The organism is Pseudomonas sp. UBA3153, from assembly GCF_002364635.1.
Taxonomy (GTDB): Bacteria; Pseudomonadota; Gammaproteobacteria; order Pseudomonadales; family Pseudomonadaceae; genus Pseudomonas_O; species Pseudomonas_O kuykendallii.
Genome location: NZ_DEYR01000031.1, coordinates 1 through 16,421, shown reverse-complemented (window position 1 = coordinate 16,421; position 16,421 = coordinate 1). Strand labels below are relative to the sequence as shown.

Annotated in this window: 12 protein-coding genes; 5 read left to right on the top strand and 7 right to left on the bottom strand. The window is 67.8% G+C overall.

Annotation, left to right across the window (positions count from 1 at the left end; genetic code table 11):
* Window positions 1-41 precede the first annotated feature (41 nt).
* The gene (gloA, locus tag B2X67_RS06855) at window positions 42-428 is read right to left on the bottom strand and encodes a lactoylglutathione lyase (protein WP_273229343.1); all 387 of its coding nucleotides are present in this window, start codon (window positions 426-428) and stop codon (window positions 42-44) included.
* A gap of 80 nt (window positions 429-508) precedes the next feature.
* Window positions 509-2,431 (bottom strand): hybrid sensor histidine kinase/response regulator, encoded by a 1,923-nt coding sequence (locus tag B2X67_RS06850; protein WP_273229353.1) that lies wholly within the window; start codon window positions 2,429-2,431, stop codon window positions 509-511.
* A gap of 304 nt (window positions 2,432-2,735) precedes the next feature.
* Between B2X67_RS06850 and rarD the strand changes: the two genes are divergently transcribed.
* Window positions 2,736-3,635, top strand: coding sequence for an EamA family transporter RarD (gene rarD, locus B2X67_RS06845; RefSeq protein WP_273229342.1), 900 nt, complete (start codon window positions 2,736-2,738; stop codon window positions 3,633-3,635).
* 90 nt (window positions 3,636-3,725) lie between these two features.
* Entirely contained in the window at window positions 3,726-5,048 is a 1,323-nt protein-coding gene (locus tag B2X67_RS06840) for a DEAD/DEAH box helicase (RefSeq protein ID WP_286785030.1), read from the top strand.
* 86 nt (window positions 5,049-5,134) lie between these two features.
* Here the strand turns inward: B2X67_RS06840 and B2X67_RS06835 are convergent, their stop codons facing one another.
* Both B2X67_RS06835 and B2X67_RS06830 read right to left on the bottom strand, forming a co-directional pair.
* Window positions 5,135-5,410 carry a hypothetical protein gene (locus B2X67_RS06835; protein WP_273229340.1) on the bottom strand — a complete coding sequence of 92 codons (276 nt, stop codon included), beginning with the start codon at window positions 5,408-5,410 and terminating at the stop codon, window positions 5,135-5,137.
* A 57-nt stretch (window positions 5,411-5,467) separates the two neighbouring features.
* Window positions 5,468-7,210 carry a S8/S53 family peptidase gene (locus B2X67_RS06830; RefSeq protein WP_286785029.1) on the bottom strand — a complete coding sequence of 581 codons (1,743 nt, stop codon included), beginning with the start codon at window positions 7,208-7,210 and terminating at the stop codon, window positions 5,468-5,470.
* A gap of 169 nt (window positions 7,211-7,379) precedes the next feature.
* Between B2X67_RS06830 and B2X67_RS06825 the strand changes: the two genes are divergently transcribed.
* Complete coding sequence (locus B2X67_RS06825) at window positions 7,380-7,757, top strand: transcriptional regulator (RefSeq protein WP_273229338.1); 378 nt, start codon at window positions 7,380-7,382, stop codon at window positions 7,755-7,757.
* A 54-nt stretch (window positions 7,758-7,811) separates the two neighbouring features.
* On the opposite strand, the gene egtD is transcribed toward B2X67_RS06825, so the two are convergent.
* Window positions 7,812-8,774 (bottom strand): L-histidine N(alpha)-methyltransferase, encoded by a 963-nt coding sequence (egtD, locus tag B2X67_RS06820; protein WP_273229337.1) that lies wholly within the window; start codon window positions 8,772-8,774, stop codon window positions 7,812-7,814.
* 2 nt (window positions 8,775-8,776) lie between these two features.
* The gene (gene egtB, locus B2X67_RS06815; RefSeq protein ID WP_286785028.1) at window positions 8,777-10,069 is read right to left on the bottom strand and encodes an ergothioneine biosynthesis protein EgtB; all 1,293 of its coding nucleotides are present in this window, start codon (window positions 10,067-10,069) and stop codon (window positions 8,777-8,779) included.
* Window positions 10,070-10,280: 211 nt separating this feature from the next.
* On the opposite strand from egtB, the gene B2X67_RS06810 reads away from it, so the two are divergent.
* A complete protein-coding gene (locus B2X67_RS06810; RefSeq protein ID WP_286785027.1) occupies window positions 10,281-11,744 on the top strand; it encodes an MFS transporter in 1,464 nt (487 codons plus the stop codon).
* 433 nt (window positions 11,745-12,177) lie between these two features.
* Here the strand turns inward: B2X67_RS06810 and B2X67_RS06805 are convergent, their stop codons facing one another.
* Window positions 12,178-12,489, bottom strand: coding sequence for a hypothetical protein (locus tag B2X67_RS06805; RefSeq protein WP_090229696.1), 312 nt, complete (start codon window positions 12,487-12,489; stop codon window positions 12,178-12,180).
* A gap of 141 nt (window positions 12,490-12,630) precedes the next feature.
* On the opposite strand from B2X67_RS06805, the gene B2X67_RS06800 reads away from it, so the two are divergent.
* On the top strand, window positions 12,631-16,421 hold a 3,791-nt coding region (locus B2X67_RS06800), incomplete at its 3' end, for a DEAD/DEAH box helicase (protein ID WP_286785026.1).

Genomic DNA, 16,421 nt, shown 5'->3' with positions numbered 1-16,421 from the left:
CCTCGCGCCGGGGTTTTTGCGTTCAGGCGTTGCCAATCGGATCAGGTCGACTTTTCGATCAGCTCGATCTTGTAGCCGTCCGGGTCGGCGACGAAGGCGATCACCGTGGTGCCGTGCTTCATCGGGCCGGCCTCGCGGGTGACGCTGCCGCCGTTGTGGCGGATGTCGTCGCAGGCCTTCGCGGCGTCGTCGACTTCGATGGCGATGTGGCCGTAGCCGGTGCCGATCTCGTAGCTGTCCACGCCCCAGTTATGGGTCAGTTCGATGGCGCTGTGTTCCGCCTCGTTGCCGTAGCCGACGAAGGCGAGGGTGAACTTGCCTTCCGGATAGTCATTGCGGCGCAGCAGCGTCATTCCCAGAACCCGGGTGTAGAAGTCGATGGAGCGATCCATGTCGCCCACTCGAAGCATGGTGTGTAGAAGTCGCATGGTGTGTGTCCTCATCAGGCTGGCCAACGATTATACGGCCCTTCCGCGGCGCCTGCCCGGCGCGTGACCACACCGGGCCGTCACTGCGGTTTGGTTCGTTCCAGGGCGTCCAGCGCCTGGGACAGCGCGCGCTGGTCGAAGGGTTTGGAGAGGCGCGGCAGTCCGCTGCAGGCGTCCTCGACGATGCCCGTGACGATCAGCGCCGGTAGCGATCCGTGCAGTGCCCGGGCGCGATCGATCAGTTCGGTTCCACTCATGCCCGGCATCGCCTGGACGGTGACGAGGATGTCGATGCCGCCAGCGGCGAGCCTTTCCAGCGCCTCTTCGCCGGAGTTGGCGGTGTCGACGCCATAGCCGAGGTCGTCGAGCATGGCGGCGGTGCTGGTGAGCACCAGCGGGTCGTCGTCCACCACCAGCACCGTTTTCGCCTGGACGGCCATCCCTGATGTCGCCTCGCTTTGCCGAGGGGCTTCGGCAGGCGCCTGCGCCGCGAGCGGTAGCCACAGCTCGGCGGTTGTTCCGCCCGGAACCCGGCTACTCAGAAGCAGCCTTCCGCCCATCTGCTCGGCGAGCCCATGCACCATCGACAGGCCCAGCCCGGTGCCTTTCCCGGCGCCCTTGGTGGTGAAGAAGGGCTCGGTGGCGCGGGCCAGGGTTTCGGCGTCCATGCCTTCGCCGGTGTCGGTCAGCGACAGGCAGACGTAATCGCCGGGCTGCAGCCGGGATTGATCGCCGGCGTGGCGCCGCTGGCGCGCCTCGATGGTGAGTACGCCGCCGTCGGGCATGGCGTCGCGGGCGTTCACCGCCAGGTTGAGGATCGCCAGTTCCAGCTGGTTCACGTCCGCCTTCACCTGGGGAAGGTCGAGTGGAAAGCGGGTTTCGATGTGGATCGCCGACCCCAGCGAGCTGTGCAGCAGGTCGGACATGCCGTGCATCATGCCGGCGAGGTCGATCAGCTCCAGGCTCAGCTCCTGGCGCCGTGCGAACGCCAGCATGCGCCGGGTGAGGGAGGCGCCGCGCTGGGCTCCCTGGATGGCGTTGTTCAGCAGCGGCGTGATGCGCGCGTCGTCGGGCAGGCGCTTGCGGGCGATTTCCAGGCTGCCGAGGATCACCATCAGCAGGTTGTTGAAATCGTGCGCCACGCCGCCGGTGAGCTGGCCGAGGGCCTCCATCTTCTGCGACTCGAAGAGCGCCCGCTCGGTCAGCTTCAGGGCGCGCTGCGCCTCCATCGATTCGGTGATGTCGCGGGTGATCTTGGCGAAGCCGATGAGCGTTCCGGCGTCATCGTGGATCGGGTCGATGACCACGCTGGCCCAGAACCGCGTGCCGTCCTTGCGCACCCGCCAGCCCTGGCTCTCGAAGTGGCCCTGGTTCATCGCGGTGCGCAAGCCCCTGTCGGGAAGACCGCTGGCGCGGTCCTGTTCCTCGTAGAACAGTGAGAAATGCTGGCCGATGACTTCCTCGGGGCGATAACCCTTGATGCGCTGCGCACCGGCGTTCCAGTTGGTGATGCGGCCCGTGGTGTCGAGCATGTAAATGGCGTAGTCGGTCACACCCTGTACGAGCAGGCGGAACTGCTGTTCGGAGCGCCGCAGCGACTCCTCCGCGGCGCGGCGTTCGGTGAGGTCGCGGGTGACCTTGGCGAAGCCGAGCAACTGGCCATCGCCCGAGCGGATAGGGTCGATCACCACATGACACCAGAACCGCGTGCCGTCCTTGCGCACGCGCAGGCCTTCGCTTTCGAAGCGGCCTTCGGTTTCGGCGATCTTCAGCGCCCGGCGCGGCAGTCCGGTGGCGCGGTCTTGCTCGGTGTAGAAACGGGAAAAATGCTCGCCGAGGATTTCCGCTTCCTCATAGCCCTTGAAGCGCCGTGCTCCGGCATTCCAACTGCTCACGTGGCCGTTCACATCGAGCATGTAGATCGCGTAGTCGGTGATCGACTCGATGAGCAATCGGTAGCGATCGGGTTCGGGGAGCATCTCGACACTGGCGGGAGGAAGCATGGTCATCACTATTCGACTGGACGGGTGGCGCGCCCGCTGCACAGGGCGGGCGCTGGCCGAGCCGCGGAAAATCGGCCGGGCATGATGCCCGTTTTCTCCATTCTATGTTGACCCGTCTGGTAGGAGATTGGTGTCGCGCTGAGGCGGCGCTTCGTTCCGACGAGCCGCTGCGGTCCGGGCGCCATCGCCGGGGAAACAGGAGCGGCATCCCGGCCAGCTCAAGTGACTGTTATCATTGGCGAAAGAACGGGCCCGCAGACCTCTCGGACGTTCGCTCTGGTTCCCTCTCAGGTCGATCCTCTTCGTGAATCTCTCCGGCAAAGGCGTCGCGTTTTCCCTGTCCGCCTCCGTGCTGTTCGCCCTGATGCCCGGCTATGTCCAGCAGTTGTCGCCGCTGGATGGCATTCAGGTGTTCGCCCAGCGGGTGCTCTGGTCGTTGCCCGCGGTGTTCGCCCTGGTGCTGCTGACGGGGCAGTGGGCGACATTCCGCCAGGTCCTGACCCGCCTGCGCAACGAGCCGCTGCTGGTGCTCGCCTGCCCGCTGGCTGCGGCACTGCTGGGCGTGCAGTGGGGGCTGTTCGTCTGGGCGCCGCTGGCCGGGCAGATGATGGAGGTGTCGCTCGGCTACTTCCTCCTGCCGCTGGCGATGGTGCTGGTGGGCAGGCTGTTCTACGGCGAGCGCCTGAGCCCGTTGCAGCGCCTTGGCGTCTGTTGCGCGGGCCTCGGGGTATTGCATGAGCTGTGGGTCACCGGGGCGTTTTCCTGGGTGACGCTGGTGACGGCGCTGGGCTACCCGCCGTACTTCATGCTGCGTCGCTGGATGCGACTGGATGCCTTGTCCGGATTTCTGCTGGAAATGCTGGTGCTGGCTCCGCTGGCGATCTGGCTGATCGTCGCCCACGGCCCGCAGGACCTCTTCACCCAGGCGCCGGCGCTGATCTGGCTGCTGCCGGGGTTCGCGCTGCTCGGCACCCTGGCCTTCGCCGCGATGATGGCAGCCAGCCGGCTGCTGCCGCTCGGGCTGTTCGGCATCCTGAGCTACAGCGAGCCGGTGCTGCTGTTCGCGGTATCGGTGGCGCTGCTCGGCGAACCCTTCGACCAGGCGAAGCTGTGGACCTACCTGCCGATCTGGCTGGCCGTGCTGCTGAGCGCCGCCGACAGCGCGCGGGTGTTGCGCAGGCAGGCCCGGCTCAACCGCGCGTAGGCGGGCCGCTCGCCGAAGAAAAGCGGCCTTTTGCCGCGACAACCGTTAGGCTATGCGCCTGAGTTTCCGTTTTTTTCGAGGTTACGCCCCGTGTTCTCCCAATTCGCCCTGCATGAACGCCTGCTCAAAGCCGTCGCCGAGCTGAAATTCGTCGAGCCGACGCCGGTCCAGGTGGCGGCCATTCCGCCGGCCCTGGAAGGACGCGACCTGCGGGTGACGGCGCAGACCGGCAGCGGCAAGACCGCGGCGTTCGTGCTGCCGATGCTCAACAGTCTGATCGGCGACGCGCAGCCACGGGTGCGCATCCGTGCGCTGATCCTGCTGCCGACCCGCGAGCTGGCGCAGCAGACGCTGAAGGAAGTGGAGCGTTTCTCGCAGTTCACCTTCATCAAGTCCGGGCTGGTCACCGGCGGTGAGGACTTCAAGTACCAGGCGGCGATGCTGCGCAAGGTGCCGGACGTGCTGATCGGCACGCCGGGGCGGCTGATCGAGCAGCTCAACGCCGGCAACCTCGATCTGAAGGAGGTCGAGCTGCTGGTCCTCGACGAAGCCGACCGCATGCTCGACATGGGCTTCTCCGACGACGTTCAGCGCCTGGCCAACGAATGCGCGAACCGCGCGCAGACCCTGCTGTTCTCCGCCACCAGCGGCGGCAACGGCCTGCGCGAGATGGTCGCCGCGGTGTTGCGCGATCCGCAGCACCTGCGCCTGAACAGCGTCAGCGAGCTCAATGAAGGCACTCGCCAGCAGATCATCACGGCCGACGATCCGGCTCACAAGGAACGCCTGGTGCACTGGTTGCTGGCCAACGAGACGTACCAGAAGGCGATCATCTTCACCAACACCCGCGCCCAGGCCGACCGCCTGTACGGGCGCCTGGTGGCCAGCGACCACAAGGTCTTCGTGCTGCACGGCGAGAAGGACCAGAAGGACCGCAAGCTGGCCATCGACCGCCTGAAGCAGGGCGGCGTGAAGATCCTCGTCGCCACCGATGTCGCCGCCCGCGGGCTCGACGTGGAGGGCCTGGACCTGGTGATCAACTTCGACATGCCGCGTTCGGGCGACGAGTACGTGCACCGCATCGGCCGCACCGGTCGCGCCGGCAACGACGGCCTGGCGATTTCGCTGATCTGCCACAACGACTGGAACCTGATGTCCAGCGTCGAGCGCTACCTCAGGCAGCGCTTCGAACGCCGTGTGATCAAGGAGCTCAAGGGCGTCTACCAGGGACCTAAGAAGGTCAAGGCGTCCGGCAAGGCGGTCGGCGTGAAGAAGAAAAAGACCGACGACAAGAAGGGCGCGGTCAAGGCTCCGGCGAAACGCAAGCCGGTGGCCAAGCGCCCGGCGGCGTCGACGCTGGTCAGCCAGGACGGCCTGGCGCCGCTGAAGAAGCGCAAGCCGGCGGAAGAATAAGCGGGGCTGGAGTTGTGCGATCGCAGCGCCGCAACGGCGCTGCGTGATCGGGAGGGGCCTTGTGCACGCAAGGCGGTGTCGCGGCGTTATTCGGTCTTGCGGTCCGCTTCGTCGAACTCTTTCAGGCGACGGTCATAGGTCGCGCACTCGTCGGGCATGCCGTCGGTGGTGTTCTTGAGTTTCATCGCTTTCAGCTCGTCGTTGATCTCCTTGGCTTTCTGCGGATTGCTCTCGGTAATTGCGCTGACCTTCTGTGCCAGTTGTTCGGCCTTCGCAGTCGCCTGCTCGGGTGTGCACTCGGCGAAGATCGGCGTCGCGGCGAACAGGGCCGCGCTGGCGGTCAGGCAAATCAGGCTTTTCATGGGCAACTCCTTTTCGGTCTGGTCCCAAAAAATGGATCGCCGCCGCTCGGGTAAAGTTCAGCGCACCCGATCCCTGCTCTGCACCGCCAGGTCCAGCGCCTTCTGCATGTCCAGCCGGGCGGAGCGGCCGACGTCCTTGTTGCGCAGCTCGTAGTTGCGCTCCGAGGGCAGGATCGGCGCGGTCAGGTCGTCCGCGTCCATGGGCTCGAAATCGTAGTTTCCGCCGATGGTCATGGCGCTGCGCCGCAGCAGCATGCGCAGTTGCGCGGGCGTCAGGCTCGGGTTCAGCGAGAGCATCGCGGCGACCACGCCGCTGACCATCGGCGTGGCGTCGGAGGTGCCGCAATGCACCTCGCCGACTTCGTCCGCACGCAGGGTCGAGGCGTGGGTGCAGGCCGCGGCGGTGATGTCCACGCGCATGTCGACGTTCGACGAGGCGCGCTTGACCACGTAGGCCGGATCGTCGACCGCCACGTCGTCGCGTTCGCTGCGCTGGTGGCCGCCGATCACCAGCAACTGGTCGGTGACGAACGAGGAAGGCAGCCGGTATTCGTCGGTGCTGGAGAACGACGAGCCGTTGCCGGCCGAGTTCACCACCACCACGTCGGGATGCTCCTTGCGCAGCCAGAGGAAGAACTCCTCGAGCAGTTCCTCGTAGCCGCCCATGGCGAGGCCGGACCGGATCAGCGAATCCACCTCGTCGCCATCGACGTTCTTCGCGCCTACCCGGTGGATGCCCCAGCTCCAGTTGATCACCCGCGCGCCGTCCTCGACCAGGTTCACCGAGGCGGCGACGTTGGCGGTGATGCCGGCGTCCGAGTTGCGCTCGACGATCACCTCGAAGCCTCGGCTGGCGCCGTCCAGGCCGCTGAGAAAGCCGGTGTTGCCGCCCTGGTTCCAGCTCGCCGCGAGAATCCCGGCGACCGTGCTGCCGTGGCCGTCGGGCTTGTCGGCGTCGCGGGCGTACAGGCAGGTGCGCCGCTGCGGGTCGCAGGGGGCGAGGTAGGAGGAAAAGTCGGCGGCGTCGAAATCGACGTCGCGTTCGATGATGCCGATGCGGATCGGTGTCGCCTGGATCGGCGCCTGTTTCGCCGGAACGCGACGCTGGTAGTAATTCACCGCGTCGAGGAAGCGGTTGGCGGCCCATTCGTCCTTGTCCGGCTTCTGCTCGGTGGCGGCGCCAGCCTCGCTGGCCTCGGGGGCGGATTCCTCCACCACCACCGCGTCGACACTGACCTCGCTGCCCAGGCGCAGGACGAGGGCGTCGCGCTGCACCAGGTCGGCGGCCGGCAGGCGCAGCTGGTAGGTGTTCAGGGGCGCGATGGCGCCCACCACCTTGGCGCCGTATTTCTGCGCCAGGCGTTCGGCTTCCTTACGCCTGTCGAAGCGCTCCTCGATGATCAGGCTGACGAGATCGACGTAGGTGGTCAGGCCGTCCATGTTCTTCGCCACTTCGTTCGGCCTGGCCGCCAGTACATGGCTACCGGCCATGCTCAGCCATACCGGATTGCTACGCCGGTCGCCCTGTTCGATCCACAGCGGCGCGCTGGGTTGGGCGTCCAAGTCCAGGCGCAGGCGATCTCCGTCGCGGCGCAGCGCGGAGGCGGGCAGTGCCTTGCCGCCGAGCAACACCTTCACCTCGCCCGCCGCCAGGCCGCGGGTGCCGGCGCAGAAAACCGGGCGCTCGCTCAGCAGGTCCTCGCAACGTTGCAGCCGCTCGATGCGCAGCGGTTCGTCGGCCTGGGCGAGGGCGGACAGCATGAGCAGCGGAAGCAGGGGGCGCAGCATCGAAAACTCCATGATCGAAGGCGCGCCGGGAACGGAAGGCAGGGCTGCAGGCGGCGCGAACCCTAGCCTCTGACCGGTGCGCTGCGACCATTGTTCCTGGGCGCGCCGCGAACCATCGGCCGTGGGCGCGAGTCGGAATTAGGTAATGAACCCGATGGCACATCCGCCAAGAGAGGTGGCTATGAGTTACAACTGGGACCTGATCGAACGGCTGCTGCTGGAGGTGCAGGACTCCTCCGGGAAGAACTTCGCGCCCCGCGTCTACGCCGAAGAACTGGCCGGCGAGAAGGCCAATCAGGGCGAAGCGGTGGGCAACGTCGACTCGCTGAAGAAGGAAGCGGGCGATCTCGAAGGCGTACTGCTGCAGGGCGGCTTCATCGAACCGCGCCCGGAAGAGCTGGGCGGCAACGGGGTGAATTTCATCCTCACCGAGCGCGGCATGCGACTGCTGGATCTGCTCGACAGCGATGGCCCGGACCCGCAGGGCGCACGCAGCCAGCTCGACGCCAAGGGCGAAGCGGCGCTGGTGCCGGAAGTCTTCGACAGTCTCGCGGCCTGATAACCGCAGCTTCGCAGGGTGCGGTCGCGCACCCTGCGTTCCCACCGCCGTGCCTTAGTCGCGTTGCAGGTAATGCACGCTGAACAGCTCGCGCGGGTCGGTCCACATCGCCACCGCCTTGAATCCCGCGCTGCCCGCCAGGTCGCGGAAGCTGGCCGGGGTGTACTTGTAGGAATTCTCGGTGTGCAGGCTCTCGCCACGTTCGAAGTGGAAGCGCCGACCTTCGATGGTTACGTCCTGCGCCTGCGGGCTGATCAGGTGCATCTCGATGCGCGATTCCGCTTCGTTGAAGAACGCGTGGTGGATGAAGCGATCCGGATCGATGTCGCTGTCCAGCTCCTGGCGGATGCGCTGCAGCAGGTTCAGGTTGAACGCGGCGGTCACGCCCGCTTCGTCGTTGTAGGCCGCCTCCAGCAAGTCCTTGTCCTTCACCAGGTCGACGCCCACCAGCAGGCCGCCTTGCGCGGGCAGCAGCTCGTGCAGGTTGCGCAGGAACGCGAGGGCTTCCTCGGGGCTGAAATTGCCGATGCTCGAGCCGGGAAAGAACGCCAGCGGATGCGCGCCGTCGAAGCCGTCGGGCAGGGTCATCGGCAGTGAGAAGTCGGCGCAGGAGGCATGTACTTCCAGCCAGGGGTAATCCGCCGCCAGGCGGCGCGTACTGGAGAGCAGGAAGTCCTCGGAAATGTCGATGCCCAGGTAGCTGGCCGGGTGCATCGCCTCGAGCAGCAGGCGCACCTTGCGGCTGGCGCCGCTGCCCAGCTCGACCAGGTTGGCGTCCTGGCCGGCGATCTCGGCGATGTCGTTGGCCGCGCGGCTGAGAATCAGCTCTTCGGTGCGGGTCGGGTAGTACTCCGGCTGCTTGCAGATCTGCTCGAAGAGCTCCGAGCCGCGGCGGTCATAGAAGAATTTCGGCGAAATCTGCTTGGTCTTCGCAGCAAAGCCGGCCAGGGCCTCGTCGCGCAGGGAGGCACCGGCCTCGCACTGTCGTTGATCGTGAAAGCGAACGGCGAGAGCCATGCTCAAATCTCCTTGGCCAGGCGGAAGCCGGCGAATTGCCAGCGCATGTGGGGGTAGAAAAAATTTCGGTAAGTAGCGCGCACATGCTCCGGCGGGGTCGCGCAGCAGCCGCCGCGCAGGACCATCTGGCCGGACATGAACTTGCCGTTGTATTCGCCGAGGCTGCCCTCCAGCGGGCGGAAGCCGGGATACGGGCGGAAGGCGCTGGCGGTCCATTCCCAGACGTCGCCGAACAACTGGCGCGGGCCGTCTCCGGAGAGGTCGGCCACCGGTTGCAGGTGGTCGCTGTCGAGGAAGTTGCCGCGCACCGGCTGCTCGGCGGCGGCGATCTCCCACTCCGCTTCGCTGGGCAGGCGCGCCCCGGCCCAGCGCGCATAGGCGTCGGCCTCGAAGAAGCTGATGTGGCAGACCGGCGCATGCAGGTCCAGCGGCCGCAGCCCGCCGAGGGTCATCTCGTGCCAGGTGTCGTCGTGGCGCAGCCAGTACAGCGGCGCGTTCCAGCCGGCCTGCTTGACCTGTGCCCAGCCGTCGGAGAGCCACAAGTCCGAGCGCGAATAGCCGCCGTCGAGCATGAAGGCCAGGTAATCGGCGTTGCTCACCGGGCGGCTGGCGAGGCTGAAGTCCTCGAGGAATTGTCGATGGCGCGGCAGCTCGCAGTCGAAGGCGAAGGATTCGCCGCCGGGATGGCCGATCTGCCGCAGGCCGCCGGGATAGTCGTGCCAGCGCTGCACCGAGCCTGCCGTGGCGCCGGGCGCCGGGCGCAGGTCGCTGCGGTAGACCGGGTGCAGCGGGTTCTGCGCGAGGATGTGCTTGATGTCCATCAGCAGCAACTCCTGGTGCTGCTGCTCGTGCTGCAGGCCCAGCTCCACGCGTCGGGCGATCTCCGCGGCGAACTCCGCCGGCGGGTTGCTCAGCAGCTCGCCCATGCAGTGATCTACGTGGTGGCGGAAGCGATAGACGTCGGCGACGCCCGGTCGCGAGATCAGCCCGCGGCTGGCGCGCGGGAACGGCGTGCCGTGGGTTTCGTAATAGGAGTTGAACAGGTGGTCGTAGGCGGCGTCCGGCGAGCGGTAGCCCTTCAGGTAGGGCTTGAGGAGGAATGCCTCGAAGAACCAGCTGATGTGCGCCAGGTGCCATTTGGGCGGGCTGACGTCGGGCATGCTCTGGATGACGTGGTCTTCGACCTGCAAGGGCGCGCAGATCGATTCGCTGAGGGTGCGGACCTGCCGGAAGCGGGCGAGCAGGTCATCGAAACGGATGGGTAGGGCGGCAATCGGTCGAGCCAGGTTGCTCATGCTGGTCCCTCCAGGGAGCGTTCGGCCGACGCTCGAATCGCGTGGGGCCTCTTGAACCGACCGGTTGGCATAACGAAAGTTTCAGCGGTTATTAGGCCGATACGCACGCCGGGCGTGCTTTCCGATGGCCGTCGAACTCCCGGGGCGCCGGGCGGCTCTGAGCTTCATCAGCCGGGCGGTTATCGCGTCGGTCCGCCAGCGAGAGTTCGCGATGACGTCAGCGCAGCCCCGCCCCGAAAGCATCGACGCCGAGCGCGTCTACGAGACCGATCTGCCGGCGCGGCTGGACCGCCTGCCCTGGGGGCGCTTCCACACCTTGCTGGTGATCGCTCTGGGTATCACCTGGCTGCTCGACGGCCTGGAGGTGACGCTCGCCGGCTCCGTCGCCGGCGCGCTGAAGGACAGCCCGGCGCTGCGCCTGAGCAATGCCGACATCGGCCTCGCCGGCGGCGCCTACATCGCCGGCGCAGTGATCGGTGCGCTGTTCTTCGGCTGGCTCGCCGACCGCCTGGGTCGCCGCAAGCTGTTCTTCATCACCCTGATCGTCTACGTCGGCGCGACCGCGGCGACGGCATTTTCCTGGAGCCTCTGGAGCTTCCTGGCGTTTCGCTTCCTCACCGGCGCCGGCATCGGCGGCGAATACTCGGCGATCAACTCGACGATCCAGGAGTTCACCCCGGCGCGCTTTCGCGGCTGGGTCGACCTGGCGATTAACGGCACCTTCTGGATCGGCGCCGCGCTGGGCGCGATGGCCTCGGTGCTGCTGCTCGATGCTAGCGTGGCCGGCGGCGACCTCGGCTGGCGGCTGTGCTTCGGCCTCGGTGCCGCGTGGGGCTTGCTGATCCTGCTGATGCGCCTGTGGCTGCCGGAAAGCCCGCGCTGGCTACTGATCCACAACCAGCCGGACGAAGCCACGCGGATCGTCGAGAGCATCGAGCAGCGCTTTCGCCAGCACGGCCATCGGCTGGCCCCGGTGCCGCCGGAACAGCGCCTGCGCCTGCGCGGCCGCGATCACACGCCGCTGGGCGAAGTGGTGCATACGCTGTTTTCCCGCCATCGCCGACGCGCGCTGGTGGGCATGACGCTGCTGACCTCGCAGGCGTTCTTCTACAACGCGATCTTCTTCACCTACGCGCTGGTGCTCAGCGATTTCTACGGCGTGCCCAGCGAGCGGGTGGGCTGGTACATCCTGCCGTTCGCCCTGGGCAACTTCTGCGGGCCGCTGCTGCTCGGCCGGCTGTTCGACGTAATCGGCCGGCGCATCATGATCAGTTCCACCTACATCCTTTCCGGCGTCCTGCTGCTGACCAGCGGCTGGCTGTTTCGCCAGGGCCTGCTGGACGCCACGCAGCAGACCATCGCCTGGATGGTGATCTTCTTCTTCGCCTCGGCGGCGGCCAGCTCGGCGTATCTCACGGTGGCGGAAACCTTTCCGCTGGAAATACGCGCCCTGGCCATCGCCGTGTTCTACGCCTTCGGCACCGGCCTGGGCGGCATCGTGGGCCCGCTGCTGTTCGGCCAACTGATCGAAAGCGCCAGCCGCGAGAACGTTTTCATCGGCTACGCCATCGGCGCGCTGCTGATGCTGGCGGGCGGCGTGGTCCAGGCAGTGTGGGGCGTGGCGGCGGAGCGCAAATCGCTGGAAAGCGTCGCGCCGCCTTTGTCGCAGGTGTGAGGGGGACTGTGCTTCGGCGGGATGCCGCCTGGTGGGTTACGCGGCGGTAGGGATTGGCGGTGTTGCAGATATGGAGCGGGGCCGCTAACCCACCCTACGGTCGGGTTCGGCGTTTCGGGGGGCGATGTTTCGTAGGGTGGGTAAAGCCGCGACTCGAGTGGTTCGGGCAGGACGACGAGGTCCTCGCGGCGTAACCCACCGGGCGGCGTTTCGCCGGGACTACGCCTGGTGGGTTACGCGGCAATGGCATTCGCGGCGTTGCCGGTTTCGAGCTGGGCCGCTTACCCACCCTACGGTCGGGTTCGGGGTTTCGGGGGGGGCGATGTTTCGTAGGGTGGGTAAAGCCGCGACTCGATGGGTTCGGGCAGGGCGGCGAGGTCCTCGCGGCGTTACCCACCGGTCATTGCATCGGAAAAAAACTGCCCGATGAGCCTCAATAGTTCGGCGGCGTTTCCGGGATGGCGCTGTCGTCGGTGATGAAGGGCATCTCCCAGTCTTCCAGCTCGACGCCTTTCTTCTTCAGGTCCTGGCGCGCCTGCATGAACACGCCGGCCAGGCGGATCGGGTCGGAATACTGGGTGCGCGGCACGTGCGGCACGCCGAGCAGTTCGCTGCCGCCTTCGCTCATCACGGTGAAGCCGAAGCTGTCGTCCTCGGTGTTTACGCTGGTCACGCAGCCGAGCGGCAGGAAGGCTTCGGTCGCGAGTTTCATGGCGTTGTCGATTTCCACGGGAGTAGTGGTCATGGCGGCCTCCAGGTTGCGGCGAGAGTAGGGTAGAAACCTGCGCCTACCGAAGGGTTCCGCAGCGCCGACGGAGCGTCGTCAACCGACGAAGCGTCCCGCACAGCGCTTGCGACTGGCCCGGCGCGCCACCATATTCGTCGGATGAACGAGCATTCCCCGATCGAGGCGTTGGCCGGTTTCCATCCCGCGGTGGCGGCCTGGTTCCAGCGCCGGTTTCCCGCGCCCACACCGGCGCAGCACGCGGCCTGGCCGCTGATCCGTGGCGGGCAGTCGACGCTGGTGGCGGCGCCCACCGGTTCGGGCAAGACCCTGACGGCGTTCCTGGCCGCCCTGGATGAACTGGTCCAGGAAGCGCTGGCCAACGGCGGGCACATGCCCGACGAAACCCGCGTGGTCTATGTGTCGCCGCTCAAGGCGCTGTCCAACGACATTCGCATCAACCTGGAAACGCCACTGGCCGGGATTGCCGCCGAGCTGGCCGCCCTCGGTCTGCCGGACGTGGATATCCGCACCGCGGTGCGTACCGGCGACACCCCGCAGGCCGAGCGCACTGCCATGCGCAAGCGCGCGCCGCATATCCTGGTGACGACGCCGGAGTCCTTCTACGTGCTGCTGGGCTCGGAATCCGGGCGGCGGATGCTCGCCAGCACGCGCAGCGTGATCGTCGACGAGATCCATGCCATCGCCGACGGCAAGCGTGGCAGTCACCTGACGCTGTCCCTGGAGCGCCTCGAGGCGCTCTGCCAGCGGCCGCTGGTGCGGGTCGGTCTGTCGGCCACGCAAAAGCCCATCGAGGCCGTGGCGCGTTTCCTCGCCGGTCGCCAGGCAGCCGAGCCCTCGTCCGCGGAGGCGGGCGCGCCGCGACCCTGCGCCATCGTCGATATCGGCCACGACCGGCCCCGCGATCTGGCCATCGAAGTCCCGCCGGTGCCGCTCGAGGCGGTGATGAGCAACGACGTCTGGGAAGGCGTCTACGACCGCCTGGCCGCGCTGGTGGAGCAACACCGCACCACGCTGGTGTTCGTCAACACGCGGCGGATGGCCGAGCGCGCCGCCCGCCACCTGACCCAGCGCCTGGGCAACGCGGCGGTCGCCGCGCACCACGGCAGCCTGGCGAAGGAGGCGCGGCTGGACGCCGAGCAGCGTCTCAAGCGCGGCGAACTGCGCGTGCTGATCGCCACCGCGTCGCTGGAGCTGGGTATCGACATCGGCGAGGTGGAGCTGGTCTGCCAGCTCGGCTCGCCGCGCTCGATTTCCTCCTTCCTGCAGCGCGTCGGGCGTTCCGGCCACCATGTCGGCGGCACGCCCAAGGGCCGGCTGTTTCCCAATTCCCGCGACGACCTGATCGAGTGCGCCGCGCTGCTGGACTGCGTGCGCCGCGGCGAACTGGATACGCTGGTGATCCCGCGGGCGCCCCTCGACGTGCTGGCGCAGCAGGTCGTCGCCGAGGTCGGCAGCCAGGAGTGGCAGGAGGACGCGCTGTTCGCCCTGATCCGCCGTGCCGAACCCTACGCCGGGCTGGACTGGGCGCATTACCAGTCGGTGCTGGCGATGCTCGCCGAGGGCTACACCAGCCGCCACGGCGCGCGCGGCGCCTACCTGCACCGCGACGCGGTGAGCCGGACCCTGCGTGGGCGGCGTGGCGGCAAGCTCACCGCGGTGACGTCCGGCGGGACCATTCCGGACAACGCCGACTATGGCGTGCTGCTGGAACCGGCCGGGCTGAACATCGGCACGGTGAACGAGGATTTTGCGGTAGAAAGCCTCGCCGGGGACATCTTCCAGCTGGGCAACGCCTCCTACCGGATCATCCGCATCGAGCCGGGAAGGGTGCGCGTCGAGGATGCCCAGGGCCAACCGCCGAACATCCCGTTCTGGCTCGGCGAGGCGCCGGGGCGCAGCGATGAGCTGTCCGCCGGCGTGGCGCGCCTGCGTGAGGAAATCGACCGTCGCCTGGCCCTCGCCGAAGCCGCACGCGGCCTGCCCGATGACGATCAGGAGCCCTCGCGCCTGGCGCTGGCCCTCGACTGGCTGATCGACGAACTCGGCCTGCCGGAGCCGGCGGCGCGGCAGATCGTCGAGTACCTGGCCCGCGCGCGCTCGGCGCTGGGCACGCTGCCGAGCCAGCGCACACTGGTGATGGAGCGCTTCTTCGACGAATCGGGCGGCACCCAACTGGTCATCCATTCGCCCTACGGTAGCCGCCTCAACCGCGCCTGGGGCCTGGCGCTGCGCAAGCGCTTCTGTCGCACCTTCAACTTCGAGCTGCAGGCGGCGGCCACCGAAGACGCCATCGTGCTCTCGCTGTCCACCAGCCACAGCTTTCCTCTGGATGAGGTGTGGCGCTACCTGCATTCCAATTCCGCCGAGCACGTCTTGATCCAGGCGCTGCTCGACGCTCCGCTGTTCGGCGTGCGCTGGCGCTGGAACGCCACCACCGCGCTGGCGCTGCCGCGCATGGCCGGGGGGCGCAAGGTTGCGCCGCAGCTGCAGCGGATGAAGAGCGAGGACCTGCTGGCGACGGTGTTCCCCGACCAGGTCGCCTGCCTGGAGAACATCGTCGGCGAGCGCGAGGTGCCGGAGCACCCGCTGGTCGAGCAGACCCTCGACGACTGCCTGCACGAGGCGATGGATGCGGACGCCTGGCTGGCGCTGTTGCGGCGCATGGAGAGCGGCGAGGTGCGCCTGATCGCCCGCGACCTGCCGGCGCCGTCGCCGCTGACGATGGAGACCCTCGGCGCGCGGCCGTATGCCTTCCTCGACGACGCGCCGCTGGAAGAACGCCGTACCCAGGCCGTGCTCAACCGACGCTGGACGGACCCCGAATCCAGCGATGACCTCGGCGCGCTGGATATCGGCGCCATTCAGGCGGTGGCCGAGGAGGCCTGGCCGCAGGCGCGCAACGCCGACGAAATGCACGAAGCGCTGATGGGCCTGGCCTGCATCGGCGACGCCGAAGCGCAGCGCGACGAACGCTGGCCGGCGCTGCTCGCCGAACTCGCCCGCGCCGGCCGCGCCGCGCGGATACCGGTGACGCAGGGCGACGGCCTGTGGTTGCCGGTGGAGCGGCTGGCGCTGTTCCGCATCCTTTATCCCACCGCGTTGCCCGAGCCGCCGTTGCAGGTGCTGCCCGGCTTCGAGGAGGACTGCAGCGAAGAGGACGCGCTGCTCGAGGTGGTGCGCGCGCGCCTGACCGGTTTCGGCCCGTTGCCGCTGGACCGCATCGCCCGCGGCCTGGCGCAGCCGGCCTCCGCCGTGGCGCTGGCGCTGACCCGCCTGGAGGCCGAAGGCTACGTACTGCGGGGGCGCTTCACGCCGGGTGCGCCGGATGAGGAGTGGTGCGAGCGGCACCTGCTGGCGCGCATCCATCGCTACACGGTGAAACGGCTGCGCCGGGAGATCGAGCCGGTCGAACTCAGCGATTTCATGCGCTTCCTGTTCGACTGGCAGCATGTTTCGGCGGACACCCGCACGCGCGGCGCCGAGGCTCTGGGCGGCGTGATCAGCCAGCTGGAAGGCTTCCAGGCCGCCGCCGCTGCCTGGGAAGGCGAGCTGTTGCCGGCGCGGGTGCGCGACTACGGCATCAACTGGCTCGACGACCTCTGTCGTTCCGGACGCGTCGTCTGGACTCGTCTAGCCGGCCGCCTGCGCGCCAGTGGCGGGCCGGTTCGCGGCACGCCCATCGTGCTGCTGCCGCGCCGGCACCTGGCCGAGTGGAACGTGCTGGCGATGGACGCCCCGGAGCCCGAGTTGTCCTCCCGCGCCGTGCTGGTTCGCGATGCGCTGGCGAGGCACGGCGCGCTGTTCTTCGACGAACTGATGGACGAGGTGCGCCTGCTGCGCACCGAGCTGGAAAATGCGCTTGGCGAACTGGTCGCGGTCGGCCTGGTGAATGCCGACAGCTTCGCCGGGCTGCGCGCGTTGCTGATGCC